Here is a 23832-nt window from a genome sequence, read left to right on the forward strand (position 1 = left end):
TCCCTCGGGGCCGCGCCAGGGTAGCGTTCTCCGCGAGCCCGTCCTGCCATGTCCCAGCGCGTCTATGTCGGCCTCATCGGCTACGGCCTCGCCGGCGCCGTCTTCCACGCCCCGCTGATCCGGTCCATCCCTGGGCTGCGCCTCGCCGCCATCGCGACCCGCCGGGAGGGCCAGGTCATGACCGACCACTCGGGCGTCGCCGTGCATCCGACGCCCGAGGTGCTGATCGCCGAGCCCGGGATCGACCTCGTGGTGATCGCCTCGCCCAACGAGACCCACGTCCCGCTCGCGCGCGCGGCGCTCGAGGCGGGCAAGCACGTGGTCGTCGACAAGCCGTTCACGATCACGAGCGCCGAGGCGGACGAGCTCATCGCGCTGGCCGCGCGCCGTGGCCGGCTCCTCTCGGTGTTCCAGAACCGCCGCTGGGACGCCGACTTCCTCACGGTGCGCCACTGCATCGAGCAGGGCCTGCTCGGCGAGGTGGCCTCGTACGAGGCGCACTTCGACCGCTTCCGCCCCGCCATCAAGCAAGGCTGGCGAGAGCAGGAGTCGCCGGGCTCGGGGATCCTGTACGACCTCGGCGCGCACCTGATCGATCAGGCCCTCGTGCTCTTCGGCCCGCCGCGCGCGGTCACCGCCGACCTCCTGGCGCAGCGGCCCGAGGCGCGCACCGTCGACTATTTCCACCTCACGCTCGAGTATGGCAAGCGCCGCGTCATCGTGCGCTCCTCGACGCTTGTGTGCGAGCCGGGCCCGCGCTTCGCGGTCCACGGCGACGGCGGGAGCTTCCTCAAGCATGGGATCGACGGCCAGGAGGAGGCCCTCAAGGCGGGCAAGCGCCCGGGCACGCCGGAGTGGGGCCGGGAGGACCCGCGCTGGTTCGGCACGCTTGTCACGGCGAGCGGCGAGCGCCGCACCATCGAGAGCCTGCCCGGCGCCTACGAGGCCTATTACGAGGGCATCGCGGCGGCGATCCTCGACGGCGCCCCGCCGCCGGTGCGCGCCGAGGAGGCGCGCGACGTGATCCGCATCATCGAGGCCGCGATGAAGAGCTCGGCCGAGCGGCGGACGATACAGCTCGGCGCGTGACCGGAGCGGCGCGCGCGCCGATCAAAGAAGGACAGGGGAGGCCCACGGCGAGGGGGCTCGTCGTGGGCCGGGCAGCTCGGAACAGCGGCCTCTGTGCGGGAAGGATCAGCGCGCCGCCGCGAGCGCCGCCTGCATCGCGACGCCCATCTCGGCCGGCGTGGCGGCCACCTTGGCCCCCGCCGCCTCGAGCGCCGCGATCTTCTCGGCCGCGGTGCCCTCGCCGCCCGCGATGATCGCGCCGGCGTGGCCCATGCGCTTGCCCGGAGGCGCCGCGCGGCCGGCGATGAACGCGGCCACCGGCTTCTTCATGTTCTGCTTGATCCAGGCCGCGGCGCGCTGCTCGGCCGTCCCGCCGATCTCGCCGATCAGCACGACCCCGTGCGTGTCGGGATCCTGGTTGAAGAGCTCGAGCACGTCGATGAAGTCCAGGCCGCCGACCGGATCGCCGCCGATGCCCACGCAGCTCGACTGGCCGATGCCGAGCGCGCTCAGCTGGCCGACCGCCTCGTAGGTCAGCGTCCCCGAGCGGGAGAGCACGCCGATGTGCCCCTTCTTGTGGATGTGGCCCGGCATGATCCCGATCTTGCACTCGCCGGGCGTGATCACGCCGGGACAGTTCGGCCCGACGAGGCGCGCCGGCTTCCCCTCGAGGAAGCGACGCACGCGCACCATGTCGAGCACCGGCACGCCGTCGGTGATGCAGATGACGAGCTTGCAGCCCGCGTCCACCGCCTCGGTGATCGCGTCCGCGGCGCCGACCGGCGGCACGAAGATGCACGACACGTCGGCGCCCTCGTTGCGCACGGCCTGCTCGACCGTGTCGAAGATCGGCACCTTGTCTTCGAAGCGCTGGCCGCCGCGACCGGGCGTCACGCCGGCGACGACCTTCGTCCCGTACTCGATGCAGGCGCGGGCGTGCTGCGACCCGTAGGCGCCCGTGATGCCCTGGAAGACGACCCGCGTGTCCTTGTTGACGAGGATGCTCATCGCTTGATTACTCTACCTTCAACGTGGACAGGAGCTCGGCAATCGCCGGTCGCTCGCTGCTCAACTGGGTTCGGGGCTCGGTGCTCGCGGGCGCCTAGGCGCCGCTCTGGGCCTTGCCGCCGCGCGTGGCGGCGACGATCTTCTGCGCGCCGTCGGCCATGGAGCTCGCCGACTGGATGGTCAGGCCGCTCTCGTCGAGCAGCTTGCGGCCGGCCTCGACGTTGGTCCCCTCGAGGCGGACCACGAGAGGCACCTTGAGCCCGAGCTCCTTCGCCGCGGCGATGACCCCGGCCGCCACGACGTCGCAGCGCATGATGCCGCCGAAGATGTTCACGAAGATGCCGCGGACCCGCTCGCTCCGGAGGATGATCTGGAACGCGGTCTTGACCTGCTCCTGCGTGGCGCCGCCGCCGACGTCGAGGAAGTTCGCCGGCTTGCCGCCGTAATGGAGGATGATATCCATCGTCGCCATCGCGAGCCCGGCGCCGTTCACGAGGCAGCCGATGTCGCCGTCGAGCGACACGTAGGAGAGGCCGGACCGCTTCGCCTGGAGCTCGACCGGATCCTCCTCGTCGACGTCGCGCATCGCGTTCCACTCGGGGTGGCGGAACTCGGCGTTGTCGTCGAAGGCCACCTTCGCGTCGAGCGCAAAGACGTCTCCCGCGCGGGTCACGACGAGCGGGTTGATCTCGAGCAGCGAGCAGTCCTCCGCGGTGAAGCACGTGTAGAGCGAGGCCACGAGCTTCAGGAACTGGCGCTGCGTCTCCTTCGCGGTGAGCCCGAGCGCGATCGCGAGCTGCCGCCCCTGGTACGGGGCGAGGCCGAGCACCGGATCGATGAAGAGCTTGACGATCTTCTCCGGCGTGCTGTGGGCCACCTCCTCGATGTCCATGCCGCCCTCGGTCGAGGCGATCACCGCGACGCGGCGGCGCTCGCGATCGACGAGCATCGCGAAGTAGAGCTCGCGCGCGATGTCGAGGCCCTGCTCGATGTAGAGCCGCCGGACCTTCTGCCCCTCGGGGCCCGTCTGCTTGGTGACGAGCTGCATGCCGAGGATCTTCTCGGCGAGAGCGGTCGCTTCGGCGCTGCCGCCCTTCGCGACCTTCACGCCGCCGCCCTTGCCGCGGCCGCCCGCGTGGATCTGCGCCTTCACGACGACGACCGGGTTGCCGGTCTGGGCGATCAGCCGATCGGCGATCGGCGCCACCTCGCTCGCCTGGAAAGCGGGCTCCCCATTCGGTACCGGCACCCCGTAGCGGGCGAAGAGCTGCTTGCCTTGATACTCGTGGATTTTCATGAGAGGGGCCGCCACCCTATCACAAGGGTCGGCCCCGCGAGACGCGAAAAGCAGGGTCGCCGGGCGTCCGCGTCAGTTACTACGTCGCGAGCTCGCTACGTTTCGAGTGTTTCGTGCCGACCCCCGCCCATCAATGGAAAAGTCCGGCGCCGCGCCCTGACGCGTCGAGCGTCACAACGCCGCTCCCGTCTCGTCACTTGGCGGCGTACGGGGGCGGCTCGGGCCGGCGGAGGGCCACGAGGGCGAACAGGCCGGGCAGGATGTCGTCCTCGACCCTGGAGACCTTGCCTTCGAGGCTGAGCTTGAGCTCGTCGAACGGCGTATAGGTGAGCCCGGCGCTCGCGGAGAGGCTCGGCTGGGGCGCGAACAGGAACGCAGAGAGCGCGCCCCCGGGCTCGTGGAGAGCCTGGACTCGAACGAGCGGATGGATTGCCACCGTCGGAAGGATATTGGCGATGATCTCGCCTCCCACCCAGGGCTTCAGCTCGAACGCTCCGGCCTCGTCCGCCGCGCCGACCAGCCCGACGCTGCCATCGATCGACACCGACAGCGCCTCGGCCGGATAGAGCTCCAGGGCGACGACCGCCGAGTAGAAATCGATCGTCGGATAGAACGCCACGCCCGACCAGGTCGACCAGAGCGCCTGCATCGTGGTCAGGCCGGCGCCGAACGTGGGCGCGTCGACGTCGAGATCGAAGCCGCCGAAGACGTTGACCTCGTATCCATCGCCGAGCACGAGCCCGGGCTCGACGCCGAGCATCCGGCCAGGGACCGTGCTGATCATCGTCGAGAAGGTCGGGAAGTAGTTGATCCAGCTGTCCCAGTCCTCGATGCCAATCGCGTGCGACACGATGCCGAGCCGGAGGTGGTAATCCTCCCGGCCGATCTGGAGCATCGCCCACTCGGGAGGGCCGATCTTGAGCTCCTGCGCCGGCAGGGACCACTCGGGGTAGACGAACGCCGGCAGGCCGAACGCCGGCAGGCCGAGCGGCGCCGAGGTGGCCTGCATGTCGAGATCGAGCCGGAAATACAGCGACTCGCTCGCGAGCCGGAGCCCGACCTCGGTCTGGGCGACGGCGTCGAAGCGGTGGATCCCCGGAGGGTCGCGGTGCACGCCGGCGACGATGCTGGTCCCCCCTCCCACCCACATGTCGATGTCGGCCGGGAGCGCGGCGAAGTGCATGAGCAGCTGGGCCTCCTCTCTCTCTGTCTCGGATGGGCGTCGATCTCGGGCCGCGGGCGGCGAGTCGCGCGCCCGCGGCGATCACCGCTGCGCGCCGGTCGTCGCGGCCCGCAGGCGCTCGATCAGCGGGCGCACGACGTCGCTCCGCAGCTTGTACGACGCGCGGTTCGCGATGAGAAGGGTGCTCACCTCGGTGACCGTCTCGAGCACCTCGAGGCGATTCTCGCGCAGCGTGGCGCCCGTCTCGACGATATCGACGATCAGGTGAGAGAGGCCGACGAGCGGCGCGAGCTCCACGGAGCCGTGGACGGGGATGATCTCCGCCACCACGCCCTTGCTCGCGAAGTGATCCCCGGCGATCCGCGGGTACTTCGTGGCGACGCGCGGCAGATCGGGGATGGGCGTGCCCTCCGGCCCGGCCACGACGAGGCGGCAGCGGCCGATCCCGAGATCGAGCGGCGTGTAGAGATCGTGACGGCGCTCGAGGAGCGTGTCGCGGCCGGAGACCCCGAGGTCGGCGGCCCCGTACTCGACGTAGGTCGGCACGTCGTCGGGCTTCAGGAACACGTACCGGATGGCGCCGTCCGCGGTCGGCCGGACCAGGCGGCGATCGTTCTCCTGGAGCGGCGTGCTGTCGAGCCCGGCGCGCTGCACGAGCGGGATCAGATCCTTCAGGATCCGCCCCTTGGGCACGGCGATGGTGAGCGGCTTCATCATCCGGCCCGCCCCTCGACCCGCACCGTGTCGGCGCCGAGCTGCGCGAGCTTGCGCTCCATGAACTCGTAGCCGCGATCCAGGTGGTAGACGCGCAGCACCTCGGTCTCGCCCTCGGTCGCCACGAGCCCGGCGATGACGAGCGAGGCGCTCGCGCGCAGATCCGTCGCCATCACGGTCGCGCCCGACAGCGGCGCGCCGCCGTGGACGTGCGCCGTGTGGCCGTCCACGTCGATGTGCGCCCCCATGCGCGAGAGCTCGGGCACGTGCATGAAGCGGTTCTCGAAGATGGTCTCGACGATGCGCGAGGTGCCCTGCGCGAGGCACATCAGGACCATGAACTGCGCCTGCATGTCGGTCGGGAAGCCCGGGTGCGGCGCGGTCGTGATGTCGACGGCGCGCAGCGGCCGGCCGTCGCGGCGGACGCGCACGCAGTCGCCCTCGCGGCCCACCTCGACGCCCGCCTGGCGGAGCTTGGCCGCGACCGCCTCGAGGTCCTCGAGCGGCGCGTTCTCGATCAGCACGTCGCCGCCGGCCGCGGCCGCCGCGACCATGTACGTGCCGGCCTCGATCCGATCCGAGATGATCGCGTGGTCGAACGGCTCGAGCTCGTCCGCGCCCTCGATGTGGATGACGTCCGTGCCGGCCCCGCTCACGCGCGCGCCCATCTTGTTGAGCACCCGGCCGAGCTCCTCGACCTCGGGCTCGCGGGCGCAGTTCACGAGCGTTGTGCGCCCCTTCGCGAGCGCGGCGGCCATCATCAGGTTCTCGGTGCCGGTCACCGTCGGCAGGTCGAACACGACCTCGGCGCCGCGCAGCCGCTTGCACTCGGCGACGATGTAGCCGCGCGACAGCCGGATCGTCGCGCCGAGCGCCTCGAGCCCCTTGAGGTGCTGGTCCACCGGGCGCGTGCCGATCTGACAGCCGCCGGGGAGCGACACCTTGGCGCGGCCGAAGCGCGCGAGCAGCGGTCCGAGGACCATCACGCTCGCGCGCATCTGCTTGACGAGCTCGTAGGGCGCCTCGGGCCGCACGTTGTCGCCGGCGCCCACCCTGACGAGCGGCGGCGCGACCTCGACGTCGCGGCCGAGGAACCGGAGCAGCGCGGAGGTCGTGTCGATGTCGCGCAGCGCGGGCACGTTGCGGAGCAGGCTCTCGCCGTCGGAGAGCAGCGTCGCGCAGAGGATCGGCAGCGCCGCGTTCTTCGCGCCGCTGATGCGGATCTTGCCGGAGAGCGGCTTGCCGCCCCGGATCCGGATTGAGTCCATGCCCCGCTATCGCACAACCCGCGGCGGAACGCGATGTTTCGGGGAGCCGCCCGCCGCTCGCGTCCGGCGCGGCGCGCGCCGGGCCGCGCCGGACGACGGGCGCCCCACTTTGCCCGGCGCTGGTCTAGTCTCCTCCGGCCATGCGACCGAGCGCCATCGCCCTGTCCTCGCTGCTCGCCGCCTCCGTGGCCTCGCCCGCCGCCGCCCAGCCGTCGGTGGACCTGCGCGGGTTCCGCGCCTCGATCGACCCCGGGGCCGGCGTCTACTCCGAGCCCGCCGCGACCCCGGACACGGGCGAGTGGAGCGCGAGCCTCTGGGGCTCGTACGCCTACCGCCCCATCGTGCTCCGCGATCCGGCCTCGGGCGAGGTCCGCTTCGACGTCATCCGCCACCAGGTCAGCGCCGACTTCGCGGCCGGCGTGGGCATCGCGCGGCGCCTCCTCGTGGGGCTCACGCTGCCGGTGGTCGTCCACCAGGCCGGCGACGCGCCCAGGTCCGACGCCACGCGGGTGCTCGGCGACACGTGGGTCCCGGCGCAGGCGCTCGGCGATCTCGGCCTCGTCGCCAAGCTCACGCTCGTGCAGCCCACCGGCGGCGATCTCGGCGGGCTCGGGCTCGCGCTGCACGAGCGCTTCACGCTGCCCACGGGCGACGAGGCGTCGTTCGTGGGCGAGGGGAGCGTCACGAACGAGCTCAGGCTCCTCGCCGAGTACCGCCTGATCGCGTTCGGCGCGCACCTCGCGGCCGGGCTCAAGCTCCGCGCCGCAGAGGCCCGCTTCGCGTGCCAGGCGACCCCGGCCTCTGCCGCGGGCAGAGATCCGTGCCCCACGGTGTTTGGCCACGAGCTCCCCTTCGGCCTGGGCCTCTCGTTCCGGCCGCAGATCCTGGGCATCGACCCGGAGGGGCGCGCCACGATCTTCCTCGAGGCGAGCGGGCACCTGCCGCTCTCGCCGATCGCGCCGTTCGAGAACCAGGAGACGGCCGCGCTGGAGCTCGGCCTCGCGGCGCGCTACGCGATCGGCGACGTCTCGTTCCTGGGCGGCGTCGGCACCGCGCTGGTCGGCGGGATCGGCACCACGCCGCTGCGCGCCGTCCTCTCGGTCGCGTGGACCCCGCGCGTCCACGACGCCGACGGCGACGGCGTCAACGACGAGGCCGATCAGTGCCGCGAGCTCGCCGAGGACCTCGATGGCTTCCAGGACGAGGACGGCTGCCCCGAGGGGGACAACGACGAGGACGGCGTCTTCGACGACGAGGACCGCTGCCCGACGCAGAAGGAAGACGAGGACGGCGTCGAGGACGAGGACGGATGCCCCGACCCGTGACGGCGGCGGGGACGGCGCCCCATCGCGCGGGGGACGCGCGCCCGGACGTCGAGGCCGGCGCGCTCGCGCGGCTCCTCGGCCGCGGCGAGTGACGACGCGCTCACGCGCCGATCCGGAGCAGGACCTTCCCGAACGAGGCGTTGCTGGCCATGTAAATGTGCGCCGCGGCTGCATCGTCGATCGAGAAGATCCGATCGACGACGGGCCGCACGGCGCGGCTCGCGAGCCACGGGGAGATGTTCCGCTCGAGCACCTGCGCCGCCGCGATCTTCTCCTCGAGCGGGCGCGAGCGGAGCACGGTGCCGATCAGCTCGACGCGCTTGCGCAGGAGCTCGCGCAGGTCGAGCTCCGCGGACGCGCCGGCCGTCAGCCCGACGAGCGCGATGCGGGCCTTCGCCGCGCACGCCCTGAGGTCCTCGCCGACATACGCGCCGCCGACGAGATCGAGCACCGCGTCGACCCCCGCGCCGCGCGTCGCCTTCAGCACCTCGTCCGCGAACTTCCCGCCCGACGCCGCGATCCCGGCGTGCAGCCCGAGCTCCCGGCAGCGGTCCAGCTTGTCCTGCGTGCGCGACGTCCCCACGACGAAGCACCCGAGCGCGCGCGCGATCTGGAGGCCGGCCGTCCCCACGCCGCTGCCGACCGCGTGCACGAGCACGCGCTCGCCGGGGGCGAGCCGGGCGCGCGTCACGAGCGCGTCGTAGGCGGTGACGAACGCCTCGGGGACCGCCGCCGCCTCCTCGTCGGAGAGCCCCTCCGGCGCCGGCGCGACCTCGCGCTCGTGGGCGACGATCCGCTCGGCGTAGGCGCCTCCCGCGACGAGGCCGAAGACGCGATCGCCCGGCGCGAAGCGGCGCGCGCCCTTGCCCGTGGCCTCGATCACGCCGGCGTACTCGAGCCCCGGCACGTCCGGCGGCACGCCCGGCGGCGCCGGGTACATGCCGAGCCGCTGCAGCAGATCGGCGCGGTTCACCCCGGCGAAGCGGACGGCGATGCGCACGTGCCCCTCGGGCACCTCGGGCGCGTCCACCTCGCGCACCTCGAGGACCTCGGGACCGCCCGGCTCACGAATGAAGACGGCTCGCATCTTCGGTGCTCCGCATGTACCGCTCAGTCTTCCATGGGCGGCGGGAGCACGCTCTTCCGGTAGAAGTACTCCACCTTCTCCGAGTCCGGATCGACCGGCTCGCCCGTCGGCTCGGCCGGCGCGCCGCCGCCCATGGCCGCGTCGATCTGCACCTGCTCGAGCGCGTCCATCATGGAGGCCGCGCTCGGGAAGCGCTCCTCGCGGTCGAGCGCGAGCGCGCGCATCGTCACGACGTCGAGCGAGTGAGGCACCTCCGGCCGCAGCATGCGCGGGCGGATCGGCTTGACGCGCTGGATCTCGGCGAGCAGCGCCGCCGGCGTCGGCGCCTTGAACGGCAGCTGCCCGGTGAGCATCACGTAGAGCAGCATGCCCACGGAGTAGAGATCCGCGCGCGCGTCGAGATCGCGGACCCCCTGCGCCTGCTCCGGCGCCATGAAGGCGGGCGTGCCGGCCACCGCGTGGCTCCCCGCGGCGCCGGTCGAGACGAGGAACGTCGCCGCCGACCCGGTGTTGAACGCCTCCGCGACGCCGAAATCGAGCACCTTCACGGTGAGCGGGCCGCGGTCGCCGCCGACGAGGCAGATGTTGTCCGGCTTGAGATCGCGGTGGAGGATGCCCTCGTTGTGCGTGACGACCAGCGCGCTCAGGACCTGGACGGCCACGTCCAGAACGACGGGAATGGGCATCGGGCGCTCGCGTCCGAGCCGCTCGGTGATTGTATCGCCTTCCAGCCGCTCCATCACGAGGTAGGGCGTCCCGTCCTCGAGCACGCCCAGATCGTACACCTCGACGATGTTCGGATGGCCGAAGCGGCCGGCCACAGCGGCCTCGTTGTGGAAGCGGGCGATCGCCGTCTTGCTCTGCGCGTACTGGCCGCGGAGCGTCTTGATCGCGACCCGGCGCCGCAGGCCGATGTGGATCGCGTCATAGACCATCCCCATCCCGCCCTTCGCGATGACGCCGAGGATGCGGTACCGGTCGTGCAGAAGCCGGCCGATGAGCGGGGCCTCCTTCGTCGGCCGGGGCTGATCGGGATCGGTATCTGGCGGCAGCGGGCCGTCCATCGGCCACCCCGACTCGCCCCTGCTCGTTGGCGGCACCCGCGTCGAGGAGGGCGGGGCGATGCTCGGCGTGAGCGCCGTGCCGTGCACCGGGCACCTCTGGGTGTCCGACGGGTGCGGCAACCCGCACGCCTGGCATCGGATAAAGTGCTGCGGCGGCATCGGGGACCCGGCCAGAGTACGGGTACATCCGCCCATGCAGCAAGCTCGTTCAGGGACCAGCGTCCGGGTCGGGGGCACACGCCCACAGCGTGTGGTCGGGTAGCCAACGAATGTCATCTTCAGCAGCTGGGTTGGATCGGCTCGCGGCTTACGGTAGGCTGAGCTCAAACGTGCCGCAGCCGGTCCGGAAGCCAAGCCGACGAGCGCGGGCGGTGCCGCAGCGAGGGCAGGTCCCAGAATTTGCACCTGAACGTAAACCAGGACGTAAGTCGCAAACAGGTCGCACGTTAGCCGAACGTCAGGCGGCGCGTGATGGGCGCGGGGTACGCTTTCCCCGAGTGCCAGCAGTGGGGGCCAGCGGGATGGGAAGGGGAAAGAGACACAGGCCATGAGCACGGCGGAGAAGCTTTCGGACGGTGCCTCGGCCAGCGGAGAGTCGGACCCGCTGCTGGGAAAGGTCTTGAATCAGAAGTTCAAGGTCCACTCCCTGCTCGCGACGGGCGGCATGGGCGTCATCTATCGCGGAGAGCAGATCGCCCTCGAGCGGCAGGTCGCGATCAAGGTCCTGACGCCAACGAACGCATCGAATCAAATCGACCCCAACTTTCATAAGCGCTTCTTCCTCGAGGCGAGCATCCTCGCCAGGCTCCAGCACCCGAACATCGTCACGGTCTTCGACTACGGCCGAGTCGAGAACATGGAGCCCGAGCGGTACTTCATGGCCATGGAGTTCCTCGAGGGCGAGACGCTCTTCCGGCGGCTGCGCAAGGCCGGCCGGCTGTCGGCGCCCGACGCGATGGGCGTCGCCCGGCAGATCGCGCGCGGGCTGCGCGAGGCGCACAAGCACGGGGTGGTGCACCGCGACCTGAAGCCGTCGAACGTCATGCTCGTCCCCGGCGAGGACACCGGGGAGCTCGTCAAGATCCTCGATTTCGGCCTCGTGAAGGTGCTCGCCGACGACTCGGAAGAGCTCACGCAGCAGGGCTCGTTCCTCGGCTCTCCGCGCTTCATGTCGCCCGAGCAGATCTCGCACGGCAAGGTCGATCTCCGGACGGACGTGTACTCGCTGGGCGTGATCGTCTATCAGATGCTCTGCGGGAAGGTCCCGTTCGAGGCGCAGAACTCGGTCCAGATCTTGATCGCCCACCTGCAGCAGCCCGTCCCGCGGATGCGCGAGCGCAACCCCGAGGCCGACGTGCCCGAGCCGCTCGAGGCGTTCGTGCTGCGCTGCCTGTCGAAGGAGCCGGACGGCCGCCCGGTCAACATGGAGGCCTTCATCCGCGGCCTCGGCGAGTGCGCGCAGGCGATGGGCCTGTCCCCGGCGTTCGGCTCGACGGGCCTCGTGACCATGGATTCCGGCGGGACCGGCAGGATGCCGACGCCGATGCCGCCCGTGCGCGTGATGACCGCGATCCCGGCGAGCCCGTCGCCGCCGTCGTCGTCCTCCGGCTCGGCCTCGCAGGTGGACGACGCGTCGCTCGGCGCCGCCTCGCGCCCGGCCGACGCGGCGCCGCAGGGCCGCAAGGGCATCGTGCTCGTGGCGGCGGGGGTCCTCGCCGTCGCGGGCATCGGGATCGCGATGTCGCAGATGCGCTCCGGCGAGCCGGCGCCGGTCGCGACGCAGCCGGAGAAGCCGCAGGTCGCGCCGCCGCCGCCGCCCGCCGACGTCGGGACGTTCGTGCTGATGGTCGAGTCCATGCCCTCGGGCGCCGAGGTCCTGGAGGACGGCAAGCTCCTCGGGAACACGCCGCTCCAGCTCTCGATCTCGAACAGCTCGGTGCGCGCCAACCCGCGCCGGCTGACCGTCCGGCAGGCGGAATACGAGCCGTACTCGATCGTCCAGGGCCCCTCGGATCAGTCCGTTCGCCTGGTCGCCACGCTCACGAAGCGCGCGGCCGCGCCGACGAGCACGCCGGCCGCGCCCACGCCGGCCGCGCCCACGCCGCCGCCCCAGGCGGCTCCCGTGTCGCGACCTTACACCGCGCGGCCGGCCCCGAGGCCCACGCCGTCTCCCGACGCGCCGCCCCCTCCTTCTCCCCGGCCGCTGGACATTCAAATCGAACGATGACCTTCCAGCGCCCCGCACGCCTCATCGCCGTCTACCCGTCTGTCCTCTCGGCGCGGCCGCTCCGGGCGGATGTCCGTGCCGACGTGGAGGCGCCTTGTTCCAGGCTCTCCGCCGAGGGGAACCCCCCGCGAGGCGCCGGTGTGCTGCGCTCTGCGGGGCGGGCGCATGCGCGCCAGCCCGCGCAGCGTCACGACCAGCCCGCGCAGCGTCACGACCAGCCCGCGCAGCGTCACGACCAGCCCGCGCAGCGTCGCGACCAACCCGCGCAGCGTCGCGACCAACCCGCGCAGAGCCGGGCCTGCATCGCGCGGGCTGGCGACGTCACCGCCGATCGAAGATCCCGGTATTCATCTGTTCCCGCCGGCAGTAGACTCCAGGCTCTGCGTCCCGCAGACGCGCTTCCCAGGCCGATTCCCAGCGGGATCCGTTGCTGAGGAGCAAGGAAATGAACCCGCTCGTCCCCGACTTCATCATCCAGCAAGACGCTCTCGGCAACACCGAGGGCAGCTTCACGGGGGCGGTGCTGATGATCGACATCCCCGGCTTCACCGAGCTCACGGAGAAGCTGATGCAGCACGGGCGCGCGGGCGCCGAGACGCTCGCGGGCACGCTCCGGTACTACTTCGACCCGCTCATCGCCGCGGTCCACCACGCCGGGGGCTTCATCACGAACTTCGCGGGCGACGCGTTCACGGCGCTGTTCCAGGACACGCCGGACCGCAAGGTCGCGGAGTACGTGCTCGGCGCGGCGCTCTCGATGCGCGATCTCTTCGCCGAGCACCCCGAGCGCGACACGCCCTTCGGCAGCTTCCCGTTCTCGTTCCGGATGGGGCTCGCGTGGGGCTCGGTCGAGTGGGGCATCGTCCGCATCTCCCCGGAGCGCGCTTACTACCACTTCCACGGGCAGGCGCTCGCCGCGTGCGTCGCGATCGAGCGGCAGGCGCAGAAGGGGGACATCCTCCTCGACCGCGCGCTCTGCGATCGCATCCCGCCCGCGAGCGCGAAGTACCACGGCGAGGGCGTCTACAAGCTCGGCGACGTGCCGGCGCCCAGGATGCCGCAGGTCCCGAGGCACCCGCCGCGCGGCGAGGGCACCTCCTTCGTGGCGAGGGGCGTCGCCGACATGCCCCCCGAGGGCGAGTTCCGCAACGTCACGAGCGTCTTCCTCTCATTCGAGCAGATCCCGAGCTTCGCGGAGCTCACGCGCCTCCTCCACGAGCTCTCGGAGCTCTACGGCGGCACCTTCACCGGCATCGACGCGGGCGATCTCGGCATCGCCGCGCTGATCCACTTCGGCGCCCCGATCACCCACGAGAACGACAACGATCGCGCGCTCGACTTCGCGCTCGAGCTGAAGAAGCGCGGCCTCCGGCAGATGCGCCTCCGCGCGGGGATCACGCGCGACGTCCGCTACGCCGGCTTCAACGGCGGCACCGAGCGCAACGAGTTCGCGTGCATCGGCCGCGCGACGAACCTCGCCGCGCGCCTCGTCGCGAAGGCCCCCTGGTCGGCGATCTGGGCCGACGAGCAGGTCTTCCGCGCCGGCGAGACGAGCTACCAGTGGACGACGGAGAACATCTTCCGGTTCAAGGGCTTCGACCTGCCCATCCTCGTCTACTCGCTGGAGCGCCGCCGCATCTCGGTCCAGAAGGAGTTCTACGACCTCGGCCTCATCGGCCGCGAGGCGGAGATCGAGCAGCTCGCGCGCTACGTCGGGCCGATCTTCGAGGGCAAGCCGGCCGGGATCACCTACATCGACGGCGAGCCGGGGCTCGGGAAGAGCTACCTCGTGCAGCGCTTCCGCCACCGGTGTGAGGAGCACCAGACCGACCGGCCCTTCCTGTGGATCGACGCGCGCTGCGATCAGACGCTCCAGAGCTCGCTGAACGCGTTCGAGTTCGCGCTGAAGGAGTACTTCTGGGAGTCCTCCGCGCTCGGCAAGGAAGAGAAGCTCACGAACTTCGACGACGCGTTCGAGTACCTCCTCGAGCGGCTGCCCGAGAGCCAGGCCGCGCTGAAGCGCGAGCTCGACCGCGCGCGCTCGGTGTTCGCCGCGCTCATCGGCATCCGCTGGGAGGACTCGCCGTACGAGCGCCTGCACCCGAAGCTCCGGTACACGAGCACGCTCTCGGCGCTGAGCTTCGTGTTCCTCGCCGAGGCGTCGCTCCAGCCGGTGATCCTGCACCTCGAGGACGCGCACTGGGCCGACGAGGACTCGCTCGAGGCGGTGCGCGTGATCGCGCGCGCGTGCCGGGGTCTGCCGATCGCGATCATCTGCACGACGCGGCGCAAGGACGACGGCACCCCGGTGCGCATCCCGCTCGATCCCGGGATCTCCGAGAAGGTGATCGAGCTGAAGCCGCTGCCGCGCGAGCAGCTCCTCGCGCTCGCGGTCCCGTTCTTCGGCGGCCCGATGCCGGACATGCTCGCGACGCTCCTCTGCGAGACGGCGGGCGGCAACCCGTTCTTCGCGCAGGAGATCCTCGCCTACTGGCTCGAGGACGGGCGCTACGGCTCGAGCTCGAGCTCCATCTCGATCTCGAACACGTTCATGCCGCCGAAGAACGTGAACAGCCTGCTCATCTCGCGGCTCGACCGGCTCGACGCGAAGGTGAAGCAGACGATCGTCGCCGCGGCCGTCCTCGGGCGCGAGTTCGACCTGCGCGTGCTCGCGCTGATGCTCCCCGACGCCTCGGTGCTCGAGGAGCACGTGCGCATCGGCGAGGCGCAGTGCATCTGGTCGCAGATGACGGAGCGGCGCTTCCAGTTCAGCAACGCGCTCCTCCGCAACGCGGCCTACGAGATGCAGTCGCGCGCGCGCCTGCAGGAGCTCCACCGGCTCGCCGCCGAGGCGATCGAGAGCCTGTACGGCGACGACCTCGAGGACCAGCTCGTGGCGCTCGGGCGCCACTGGCGCCGCGCGGGCAAGGTGGATCACGCGCGCCGCTACTTCCTCGCGGGCGCGCGCAAGGCGGCCGCGCGCTACGCCCACGAGGAGGCGACGCGCCTCTACCGCGTCTACTTCAAGCTCTCGCCGGAGCCGACGCCCGAGAGCGTCATCGTGCGCTACGAGTTCGCCCGCGACGTCCTCGAGGCGAGGGGGCGGTTCCAGGAGGCGCGGCAGGAGCACATCCGCGTGCTCACCGACGCGCAGAAGCTCGGCGATCGCGCGTCGGAGGCGCTCGGCTTCCTCGGCCTCGGCCGCACGCACTGGGCGATGCAGCAGCCCGACGACGCGCGCACGTACTGGGAAGAGGGGCTGCGCGCCGCGCGCGAGGCGGGCAATCTGCCGACCGAGGGGCTCACGCTCGCGAGCCTCGGGATGGCCTACGCCGTCCAGGGCCGATACGACGCCGCCCGCACGCTCTACGCGCGCGCGATCGCGGTCGAGCGGCAGGTCGGCAACCGGCGCGAGGAGGCGAGGCTCCTCGGCGAGTTCGCGAAGCTGCACCGGCTGAGCGGCCACCTCGGCGAGGCGGAGGCCCTGCAGGAGCAGGCCGCGGCGATCGAGCGTGAGCTGGGTGCCTCTTGAGCCGGCGCGGGGGGCCGCGGTGCCCCCCGCCCGCCACGCCGCCAGCATCGTCGTCGCGACCCTCGCTGCCGCATACCTGCCCGGCTGCAGAATCGCTATGCTCGGCTCGCCTGGGGAGCGGCGCTAGCGCCCCTCCGGCCTAGAGCGGCGCGGATTTCGCCACATCGTCCGAGAGGTCTCTCAAGAGCATGACACAGCAGGAAGCAGGGGACGTTGCGGAGCCGGTGCGCGAGGAGCAGCGCGGGTCGGCGAAGCGGCTCAAGCTGGTCCAGGCGGCCCTGGCCGCCGCGGTCTCGGGGACGCTGGTCGTCACCTTCGACATCTCGCTGGCCGCGCTCGTGTTCACGCACGACTTCGCGGACCGGCTGTCGAAGGGGATCGGGATCTTCCTTGTCAGCTCCGTGATCGTCGGGGTGATCGTCGCCCTCCTCAGCTCCTTCCGCCCCGTCATCGCCGCCCCGCAGGAGGACGCGGCCGTCATCTTCGCCTCGATGGCCTCGGCCATCGCGGCGGGCGTCCACAAGATCGACCCGAACGCCGACGCGTTCCCGACGGTGATCGTCGCGATCGCGCTCACGTCGGTCGTCGCCGGCGGCTTCTTCCTGCTGCTCGGCATACTCCGCCTCGGGGTGCTCGTCCGCTTCATCCCCTATCCCGTGGCCGGCGGCTTCCTCGCCGGCGCCGGCTGGCTGCTCGTCCAGGGGTCGCTCTCGGTCATGTCCGGCAAGCCGGCCACGCTGCCCATGCTCCCCGACCTGTTCTCGAGCTCGCTCGACAAGGTCCTCACCGGCCTCGTGTTCGGCGTGCTCCTCGTGGCGCTCCTCCGGCGCTACACGAACCTGCTGCTCCTGCCGATCCTGCTCGTCGGGTCGACCGGCGTCTTCTACCTGATCCTCTACATCTCGGACTCCAACGTGACGCAGGCCTTCGCGGACGGGTGGCTCCTCGGGCCGTTCCCGCGCGAGGCGCTCTGGCCTCCCGTGGAGGTCGCCGACCTCAAGCAGGTGAACTGGCCGGTCCTGTTCGACAGCGGCGGCAACATGGTGGCGGTGACGGTCATGGCGGCCATCACCGTGCTCCTGAGCGCGTCCGGCGTGGAGCTCGCCACCGAGCAGGAGATCGACCTCGATCGAGAGCTGCGGGCCACCGGGGTCGCGAACATCGTCGGGAGCATGTTCGGGTGCGTCGTCGGGTACATGTCGATGCCCGAGTCGTCGATGAACTTCAAGACCGGCGCGAACACCCGGCTCGCGGGCCTCTTCGCGGCGTCGATCAGCGCCCTCGTGCTGATCATCGGCGCCGACGCGATCAGCTATTACCCGCGCCCGGTGCTCGGGGGGCTCATCGCGTACCTCGGCTTCCACTTCCTGATCAACACGCTGTACGAGGGCTATTTCCGGCTGCGCCGGACCGAGTACCTCGTCGTGGTGCTCATCCTCCTCGTCGTCGCCGTCTGGGGCTTCCTCCTCGGCGTCGCCGTGGGGCTCGGGGTGTCGCTCATCCTGTTCGCGCTCAGCTACAGCCGCATCGAGGTTATCCGCAACGCCATCTCCGGCCTGCACCTCCGCAGCAACGTGGCCCGCAGCGACGGCGAGGAGATGACGCTGCTGGAGCGAGCCAAGCAGCTGTACATCCTCCAGCTCCAGGGTTATGTCTTCTTCGGGACGGCGTACAACCTCCTCGTCAGCGCTCAGCAGCGCATCCAGAGCACGGACGGGGAGATACGGTATCTGCTCCTCGACTTCCGGCACGTCAACGGGCTCGACTCCTCGGCCATCGCCAGCTTCCTCCGGCTCCGCCGGCTGGCGAAGGCGAACGGCGTGAGGCTCATCCTCACCGAGGTCCCGGCGGACATCAGGAACCACCTCGAGCGCGGCGAGGTCGTGATCGAGAACGACGACCAGTGCCGGATCTACCCGGATCTGGACCGCGGCCTGGAGGCGTGTGAGAACGAGATCATCCAGGAGGCGCCCCCGAGCATGCTGCCGCCGCCCATGCTCTTCTACGACCTCCAGGATGTCTTCAACGGCAGGCCGGAGATGCTCCGCTTTCTTAGCTACCTGGAGCGCGTCGAGGTCCCCGCGGGGTTCGACCTGTTCCGGCAAGGGGACATCTCCAAGGACCTCTACCTCATCGAGGGCGGTGAGCTGACGGCGTGGCTCGAGATCGACGGGAAGAAGGTGAAGCGGCTCCGCACCATGGGACCGGGTTCCGTGGTCGGGGAGTCAGGGCTTTACATGGGCGAGAAACGTTCTGCGACGGTGACCGCGAGCCGCCAGGTCACGCTCTACAGGCTGTCGGAGGAGGCGCTTCGGCGGCTCACCGCCGAGGCGCCCGAGCTGGCAGCCGCGTTCCACCACTTCGTGGTCACGTTGCTCGCGCGCCGAATCGTCCACTCGACTGGTCCTGTCAAATCATTGTTCAACTAGAGCGAAGAACGTCCAGTCACGCCGCGTTCCCGCGAGATGCCTTGAACAAGAAGGAGAAAGGACTGACTGATGCAATACAGACGTAGACCCCTGGTGCTGGTTTCGGTGCTGCTGGGGTGCCTTTCGCTCATGGCTTGCTCCAAGAAGGAGCCCCCGCCGGCGGGGCAGGACCCTGGAGCCGGCGCCAAACCAGCCGCGCCCGCCGAAGTAGGCGAGCTGAACCTGCTGATCTTCCCAGACTATATCGATGAGAAGATCGTCAAGGATTTCGAGGTTCTGACCAAGGCCCAGGTGCGGCTGACCCGATACGACTCCACCGAGGAGATGGAGAGCAAGCTGGCGTACGCGGGCGCGGAGAGCCAGTACGACGTCGTGATCATGGCCAGCCAGATCCTGCCCAGGATGGTGCGGCGCGGCCTGGTCAAGCCCCTGGAGCACGCGCAGATCCCGAACCTCAAGAACCTCGAGCCGCGGTTCTCCGGGGCCGGGTTCGACGACGGCAACAAGTACGGTGTGCCGTACCAGTGGGGCACCGTCGGCATCGTCTACAACAAGAAGAAGCTGCCCAACCTCGATCCGTCGTGGTCGGTGCTGCTCGATCCGAAGAAGGTGGCCGGTACGTTCGTGCTGCTCGACGAGCAGCGGGACATGCTCGGCTCGGTGCTCAAGTACAAGGGGTTCTCGAGCAACACCACGAACGCGAACGAGATCCGCGAGGCCGGGAGCGTCCTCAAGGACGTGAAGAAGCAGCCGAAGTGCCTCGGGTTCAAGGGCGGCGTGGGTGCGATGGAGGATGTCAGGGCGGGCTCCGTCGACATGGCGGTCGTCTGGAACGGGGACGCGCAGAAGGCCATCCAGGCGGACAAGGACCGCCTCGCCTTCGTGATCCCGAAGGAGGGCTCCGTCATCTGGGTCGACGTGATGACGATCGCGGCGAAGGCGCCTCACCCTGAGCTGGCCCACAAGTTCATCAATCACGTGCTCACGCCGGAGGGTGGCGCGCAGCTCTCGCTGTACACAAAGTACGCGTCGCCCAACGCCGCAGCGCAGGGCAAGCTGCCGCCGGAAGACCGCACGAACACGCTCATCTATCCGACGAAAGAGGTGTCGGATCGCCTCGAGCACCACCGCGACCTGGGCGAAGCGGCCAAGGTGTTTGACGAAGTCTGGACGGAAGTGAAGTCACAGTGACTTCGCCGTGCCGTCGTCACCGATGGAAGCGCGGTGCGCCACCGCGGGCTCAGGGAGGCACCTGCGCCCACGTGGACGGACACGCACCGTCTGTGAAGTCTCCTCTCTGACCCCCCGTGACCAGCGGCGTGTGGGATCGACCCCGGTCCCAGCGCCTCGTGTGAGGCGGAGCGCGACCTCGTGTGCGGCGCGCGGCGCAGGCCGCTGCTCGGCGCCTGCGTGCGGTGGGTGCGGTGCGCACCGCACGCAGGCGCCGAGCATGGATGCACAGTGGACACAATCGGATCGCGTGCCGCCAGATTGCCGCACTATGCCGCGGAACGATGATAGGCTGGGCGTTATACCTGGGAGAAGCCCCTGATGAGCAGCCCTCTCGACCTTCCGTTTGCCGTTCATCCTCGTATCGAGACAGAACGACTGGTACTGCGTGAGATCCAGGAGTCCGATGCGGAAGCTCTGTTCTCCGTCTGTTCGGACGCTGAGTGGCTGAGGCTATGGGGCGCTCCCGTTCACAGAGAGGTCGCCGATACACGGAAGATGATCGGCATGCTCAAGCGGGCGCACCAGGAGGGCTCGCAGCTCCGATGGGGCATCGCCATCCGGGGATCGGAGCACCTGATCGGCGCCGTAGGGTTCTATCGCTTCCTGATGCCGCACTATCGCGCCGAGATCACCTACGAGCAGGCGCGCACGTCGAGCGGTAAGGGGTACATGACGGAGGCGCTGCGCGCGGTCGTGCGGTTCGGGTTCGAGCAGCTCGACCTGCACACGATCGAGGCGGGCATCGACCCCGGTCACGGGCCCTCGCTCCGGGTCGCGGAGCGGCTCGGCTTCCAGCGAGAGGGGTACCTCCGGCAGAACTACTTCTTCCAGGGGAGTTTCTACGACACGATCCTGTGTACGCTGTTCAGCCCCAGGCCGGCGCAGCGGCCCTACAACAAGTAACGGGGCTCCTGGTGGCTCTGTAGGATCTCAGGTCCGCTCGATGTGCCCGGCCCCCGGCAGGGGGGTCGTCGCGCGGGGCGGGCGATGGGCCGAACTCGCCTGGGGCGTCCTGTCCCCGTCGTGCGATGCACGACGGAGACAGGACGCCATTTGGGCTCAAACCTCGGCCCATCGCCCACCCCGCGCGACAACCCCCTCGCTGGGGGTCTGCCGTTTGTCCATGGAATGACCGTCCTCGGCGCCGGCAGGCGTCGACGAGCGCGGGCGCCGCTTGACGGCGCGTGCGGCTCGCTTCCGCCTTCGGCGCTGGCAGGCGTCGACGAGCGTGGGGGCCGCTTGACGGTGCGCGCTGCTGGCTTCCGCCTTCGGCGCCGGCAGGCGTCGATGAGAGCGGGGGCCGCTCAACGATGCGGGCTGCTTGCTTCCGCCTGGCGGGGATGATCTCTCGGGGGGACAAAAAGACAGCGCCCCTCCGCTGGAAGGGGAGGGGCGCTTCGCGATGCAGGCTGCTGGCGAGACCAGCGCCCGCGGTTCTCAGAGGCTCATGTTGAGCGAGGCGAGGAACGTGCGGCCGTTCTGCGGGAACTTGGCGATGGTGTACTGCGCGGCGGTGGGCGCCGTGTAGCGCCAGTCGCCGACGTTGTAGACGCCGACGTTGTACCGGAGCCCGCCGACATCCACCTGCCCGGAGAGGACGATGTCCCAGATCACGGCCGGCTCGGTCTGGGTCTGCTCAGGCACGCCGTCCTCGAGCCGCCCCTCCTTCACGTTGCGGTCGTACCGGGGTGCCTCGATCGTCAAGCGCGATGCCAGGCCGAGCGCCTTGCCGAAGAGCGGGACCGCGCCGCGGAACGACGCCATGTGCTCCGGCGAGTTCGGGACCTGGCGCAGATTGTCCACGCCGCTGTCCTCCAGGTACTGCGCCTTCGCGTACGAGTACGAGGCCGAGGCCATCCACCCCTGGCGCCACTCGCGGCGAAGCTCGGCCTCGCCGCCGACCACCAAGATCGGAACGTTGGTGTTCTCGTAGCGCGTCTTGTCGTCTTCCGTCTGGCTCCCCTGCTGGAAGATGAGGTTGCTGAGGTGGTTCACGTACCCGGCGCCGAGCACCGAGACCGTGGACGAGAGCCGGTGCGTGAACTCGATCTCGCCCGACCAGACCGTCTCGGGCTCGAGGCCGGGCGAGGGCTTGTACAGCTCCACATAGTCGAGGGTTCCCGGTATCCCGGCGGCGTAGCCGTAGAACAGCTCCTGGATGGAGGGCGCGCGGAACGCGCGGCCGCCGGTGATCTTCAGGTTGCCTTGCTCGTACGGCTTGACGATGAGCGCGATCCTGGGGCTCGGGACGGGCGTCGCGTCGTCCAGCGTCGAGTAGTAGTCGAAGCGCGAACCCGCCGAGATGCGGAGTCGCTCCGACGGGGTGATGTCGACGAGCGCGTACGCCGCGAAGATGCGGTAAGGATGCTTGTCGACCCGGTCCAGCGCCACCGCGTCAGCCTCGGTCTTGGGCAAGGGCAGGTAGATGAAGGTGTCGCAAGTCCCGACGGCGGTGCAGGAGATCTCCTTGCCACGTTGCGCGGCCATGAAGTGCAGCTGCGCCTCGGCGCCCGCCGTGATCTTCAGCTGCGGGATCGGGCTGAACTCGACGCGTTGCTCCGCGAGCAGCCAGATATCGTCGAACTCCTCCTGGTCGGAGAGACTATGCAATCCCCCGCCAGGAACCGTGGCCGGCGCATAGAACCAGAGCTGGTCGCGGAAGGTGTACATGTTGATGCTCGCGCGCGTCAGCGTCGCGAGCTTGTCCCCGAAGCGGGGCGAGAGCGAGAGCTCGACGAACCCCCGGGTGTCCCGGTAGTAGGTGTCGTCGACGCCCAGCTGGGTCTTCGCGACGCCGTTGGGGAGCGTCTTGTCGCGGGAGTTCAGGTACCACTGCGCCGAGAACGACTTCAGCCAGAGCCGGCCCTGGACCGTCCCCACGGTGAACCTGTCGTTGCCCCGGGAGTGCCCGTCGAATACGTGGCGGTCCGGGTTGATCGGAACGGCGACTGGGTTCCCTTCTCCGTCGGTCGCTGTACCGTACTCGATCGGCTCGGAGGACGTGGGGTCTCCCACGTGGTCTGCGAAGTAGTAGTCCCGCCCGAGGCTGCGCGCGGCGCCGACCGACATCCAGACGCCGGAGTCGCGGCCGAGCGGCAGCTGGAACGACGCGCGCCCGCGGATCAGCGAGTTGTCCGCCGTGCCCACGCCGAAGCCGACGCTGGTCGCCGTCGGGCGGCCCTTGGTCACGATGTTGACGACGCCGGAGAACGCGCCCGTACCGTAGAGAACCGAGCCGGGACCTCGCACGATCTCGATCCGCTCCACGTCCTCGAGGTCCGTCCGGGCCAGGTAATCGAAGTACGACAGGTTGACCCAGCTGTCGTTCATCGAGTGACCGTTGAGCAGGGTCAGCATGCGGTTGCCGAAGTCGCCCGGCAGGTTGATCCCGCGGACGCCCGCGAAGGTGTACGCGCCGTCGTACGTCGTGTAGACGCCGCGCACGCCCCTCAGCGCCTCCGCGACGGTGGGATAACCCATCGCGCGCAGCTCCGACCCGGGGATGATGGTGACCGAGCCCGGCGCGTCCTCGACGGCCTCCGCCGAACGAGACGCCGCCTCGACCTCCTCGAGCTGGCGGAGCGAGATGTCGATGCGCGTCTGCTGGCTCGCCACGACGTTCGCGACCTGCTCCACAGGGCGGAACCCGCGCAGCGAGACGCGCACCCGGCGCTGGCCGCTCTGCACGTTGAGCACCGCCGGCGTGAAGCCCATCGGCTTGCCGTCGACCTCGACGAGCGCGTCGCGCTCGTCCGCGTTGACCACCAGGCTGCCGGTGAGCGGGTTGAGACGGTAGCGCGCGGTCACCGTGCTGGCGGCCCCGACGTTCACGTCCTGCTCCGACGGCTGATACCCCTCCTGCGAGAGGTACAGGCGGTGCCGGCCGGGCGGCAGCGTGAGATCGCACGGCGCGGTGCACGCCGCCGGACCGCTCGCGTCGTTGACGCGCACCGTCGTGCCCGCCGTCTCGCCGACCACGCGCACCGTGCCGACGATGCGCTTCAGCTTGATCGCGACGTTCGTCTGCTCGCCGACCTTCGCCTCGACGTTCTCGACCTCCGCCGGCTCGTATCCCTCGAGGTCGACGATGATCTTGTGCTTGCCGGGCTGGAAGCCGAGCAGGCGGGGCGTGTTGCCGCGCCCGCCGAGATCGCGGCGGTTGATGTACACCGTCGCTCCGGGCGGGTCCGACGTCACGTTGATGACAGAGACGTTTGGCCGGATGCGCGCGAGCGCCTCCTCGATCGCGGGCCTGCGCGCAGCGTTTGGCTCGAGATCGAGCGCCTGAACGTAGTAGCGGAACGCGTCCGGGTACTCCTGGAGCGCCTCGTACGTTCGAGCGATGTTGAAGATGACGTTGCGGTTTGGCACGAGACGGTTCGACACCAGGAAGTGCT

15 protein-coding genes are annotated in these 23832 nt (G+C 70.1%); 7 read left to right on the forward strand and 8 right to left on the reverse strand.

Annotated features, from left to right (window positions below; genetic code table 11):
- The first annotated feature begins 48 nt into the window (after positions 1-48).
- Positions 49-1089 carry an oxidoreductase gene (locus tag WME75_RS45985; RefSeq protein WP_437484759.1) on the forward strand — a complete coding sequence of 347 codons (1041 nt, stop codon included), beginning with the start codon at positions 49-51 and terminating at the stop codon, positions 1087-1089.
- Positions 1090-1194: 105 nt separating this feature from the next.
- Here the strand turns inward: WME75_RS45985 and sucD are convergent, their stop codons facing one another.
- The 5 genes from sucD to murA form a co-directional block, all read right to left on the reverse strand.
- Complete coding sequence (sucD, locus tag WME75_RS45990) at positions 1195-2076, reverse strand: succinate--CoA ligase subunit alpha (protein ID WP_437484761.1); 882 nt, start codon at positions 2074-2076, stop codon at positions 1195-1197.
- Positions 2077-2170: 94 nt separating this feature from the next.
- Positions 2171-3373, reverse strand: a complete 1203-nt coding sequence (gene sucC / locus WME75_RS45995; RefSeq protein ID WP_437484762.1) for an ADP-forming succinate--CoA ligase subunit beta — start codon at positions 3371-3373, stop codon at positions 2171-2173.
- Positions 3374-3566: 193 nt separating this feature from the next.
- Positions 3567-4556 carry a hypothetical protein gene (locus WME75_RS46000; protein ID WP_437484763.1) on the reverse strand — a complete coding sequence of 330 codons (990 nt, stop codon included), beginning with the start codon at positions 4554-4556 and terminating at the stop codon, positions 3567-3569.
- A gap of 81 nt (positions 4557-4637) precedes the next feature.
- Positions 4638-5273 carry an ATP phosphoribosyltransferase gene (hisG, locus tag WME75_RS46005; RefSeq protein WP_437484765.1) on the reverse strand — a complete coding sequence of 212 codons (636 nt, stop codon included), beginning with the start codon at positions 5271-5273 and terminating at the stop codon, positions 4638-4640.
- Positions 5270-6538, reverse strand: coding sequence for a UDP-N-acetylglucosamine 1-carboxyvinyltransferase (gene murA, locus WME75_RS46010; RefSeq protein WP_437484767.1), 1269 nt, complete (start codon positions 6536-6538; stop codon positions 5270-5272). The genes hisG and murA overlap by 4 nt, the downstream gene beginning before the upstream one ends.
- Before the next feature lie 140 nt (positions 6539-6678).
- Here murA and WME75_RS46015 point away from each other — a divergent pair, with 140 nt between their 5' ends.
- Positions 6679-7863, forward strand: coding sequence for a hypothetical protein (locus tag WME75_RS46015; protein ID WP_437484769.1), 1185 nt, complete (start codon positions 6679-6681; stop codon positions 7861-7863).
- Positions 7864-7963: 100 nt separating this feature from the next.
- Here WME75_RS46015 and WME75_RS46020 read toward each other — a convergent pair whose 3' ends face one another.
- Complete coding sequence (locus WME75_RS46020) at positions 7964-8950, reverse strand: NAD(P)H-quinone oxidoreductase (protein WP_437484771.1); 987 nt, start codon at positions 8948-8950, stop codon at positions 7964-7966.
- Between the two features lie 23 nt (positions 8951-8973).
- Entirely contained in the window at positions 8974-10101 is a 1128-nt protein-coding gene (locus WME75_RS46025; protein WP_437484773.1) for a serine/threonine-protein kinase, read from the reverse strand.
- A 460-nt stretch (positions 10102-10561) separates the two neighbouring features.
- Here WME75_RS46025 and WME75_RS46030 point away from each other — a divergent pair, with 460 nt between their 5' ends.
- The 5 genes from WME75_RS46030 to WME75_RS46050 all read left to right on the forward strand — a co-directional run bounded on the left by WME75_RS46030 (position 10562) and on the right by WME75_RS46050 (position 20338).
- Entirely contained in the window at positions 10562-12241 is a 1680-nt protein-coding gene (locus WME75_RS46030) for a serine/threonine-protein kinase (protein ID WP_437484775.1), read from the forward strand.
- A gap of 445 nt (positions 12242-12686) precedes the next feature.
- Positions 12687-15773: an AAA family ATPase gene (locus WME75_RS46035; protein WP_437484776.1), complete on the forward strand. Its 3087-nt coding sequence runs from the start codon at positions 12687-12689 to the stop codon at positions 15771-15773.
- A 188-nt stretch (positions 15774-15961) separates the two neighbouring features.
- Complete coding sequence (locus WME75_RS46040; protein WP_437484778.1) at positions 15962-18202, forward strand: SLC26A/SulP transporter family protein; 2241 nt, start codon at positions 15962-15964, stop codon at positions 18200-18202.
- A gap of 129 nt (positions 18203-18331) precedes the next feature.
- The gene (locus WME75_RS46045) at positions 18332-19393 is read left to right on the forward strand and encodes a polyamine ABC transporter substrate-binding protein (RefSeq protein WP_437484780.1); all 1062 of its coding nucleotides are present in this window, start codon (positions 18332-18334) and stop codon (positions 19391-19393) included.
- A 360-nt stretch (positions 19394-19753) separates the two neighbouring features.
- On the forward strand, positions 19754-20338 hold the full coding sequence (locus tag WME75_RS46050; protein WP_437484782.1) for a GNAT family N-acetyltransferase: 585 nt from the start codon (positions 19754-19756) through the stop codon (positions 20336-20338).
- Positions 20339-20872: 534 nt separating this feature from the next.
- Here WME75_RS46050 and WME75_RS46055 read toward each other — a convergent pair.
- A complete protein-coding gene (locus tag WME75_RS46055) occupies positions 20873-23821 on the reverse strand; it encodes a TonB-dependent receptor domain-containing protein (RefSeq protein ID WP_437484784.1) in 2949 nt (982 codons plus the stop codon).
- Positions 23822-23832 lie beyond the last annotated feature (11 nt).

The sequence above is a fragment of the Sorangium sp. So ce1014 genome (assembly GCF_051521505.1).
Lineage (GTDB): Bacteria > Myxococcota_A > Polyangia > Polyangiales > Polyangiaceae > Sorangium.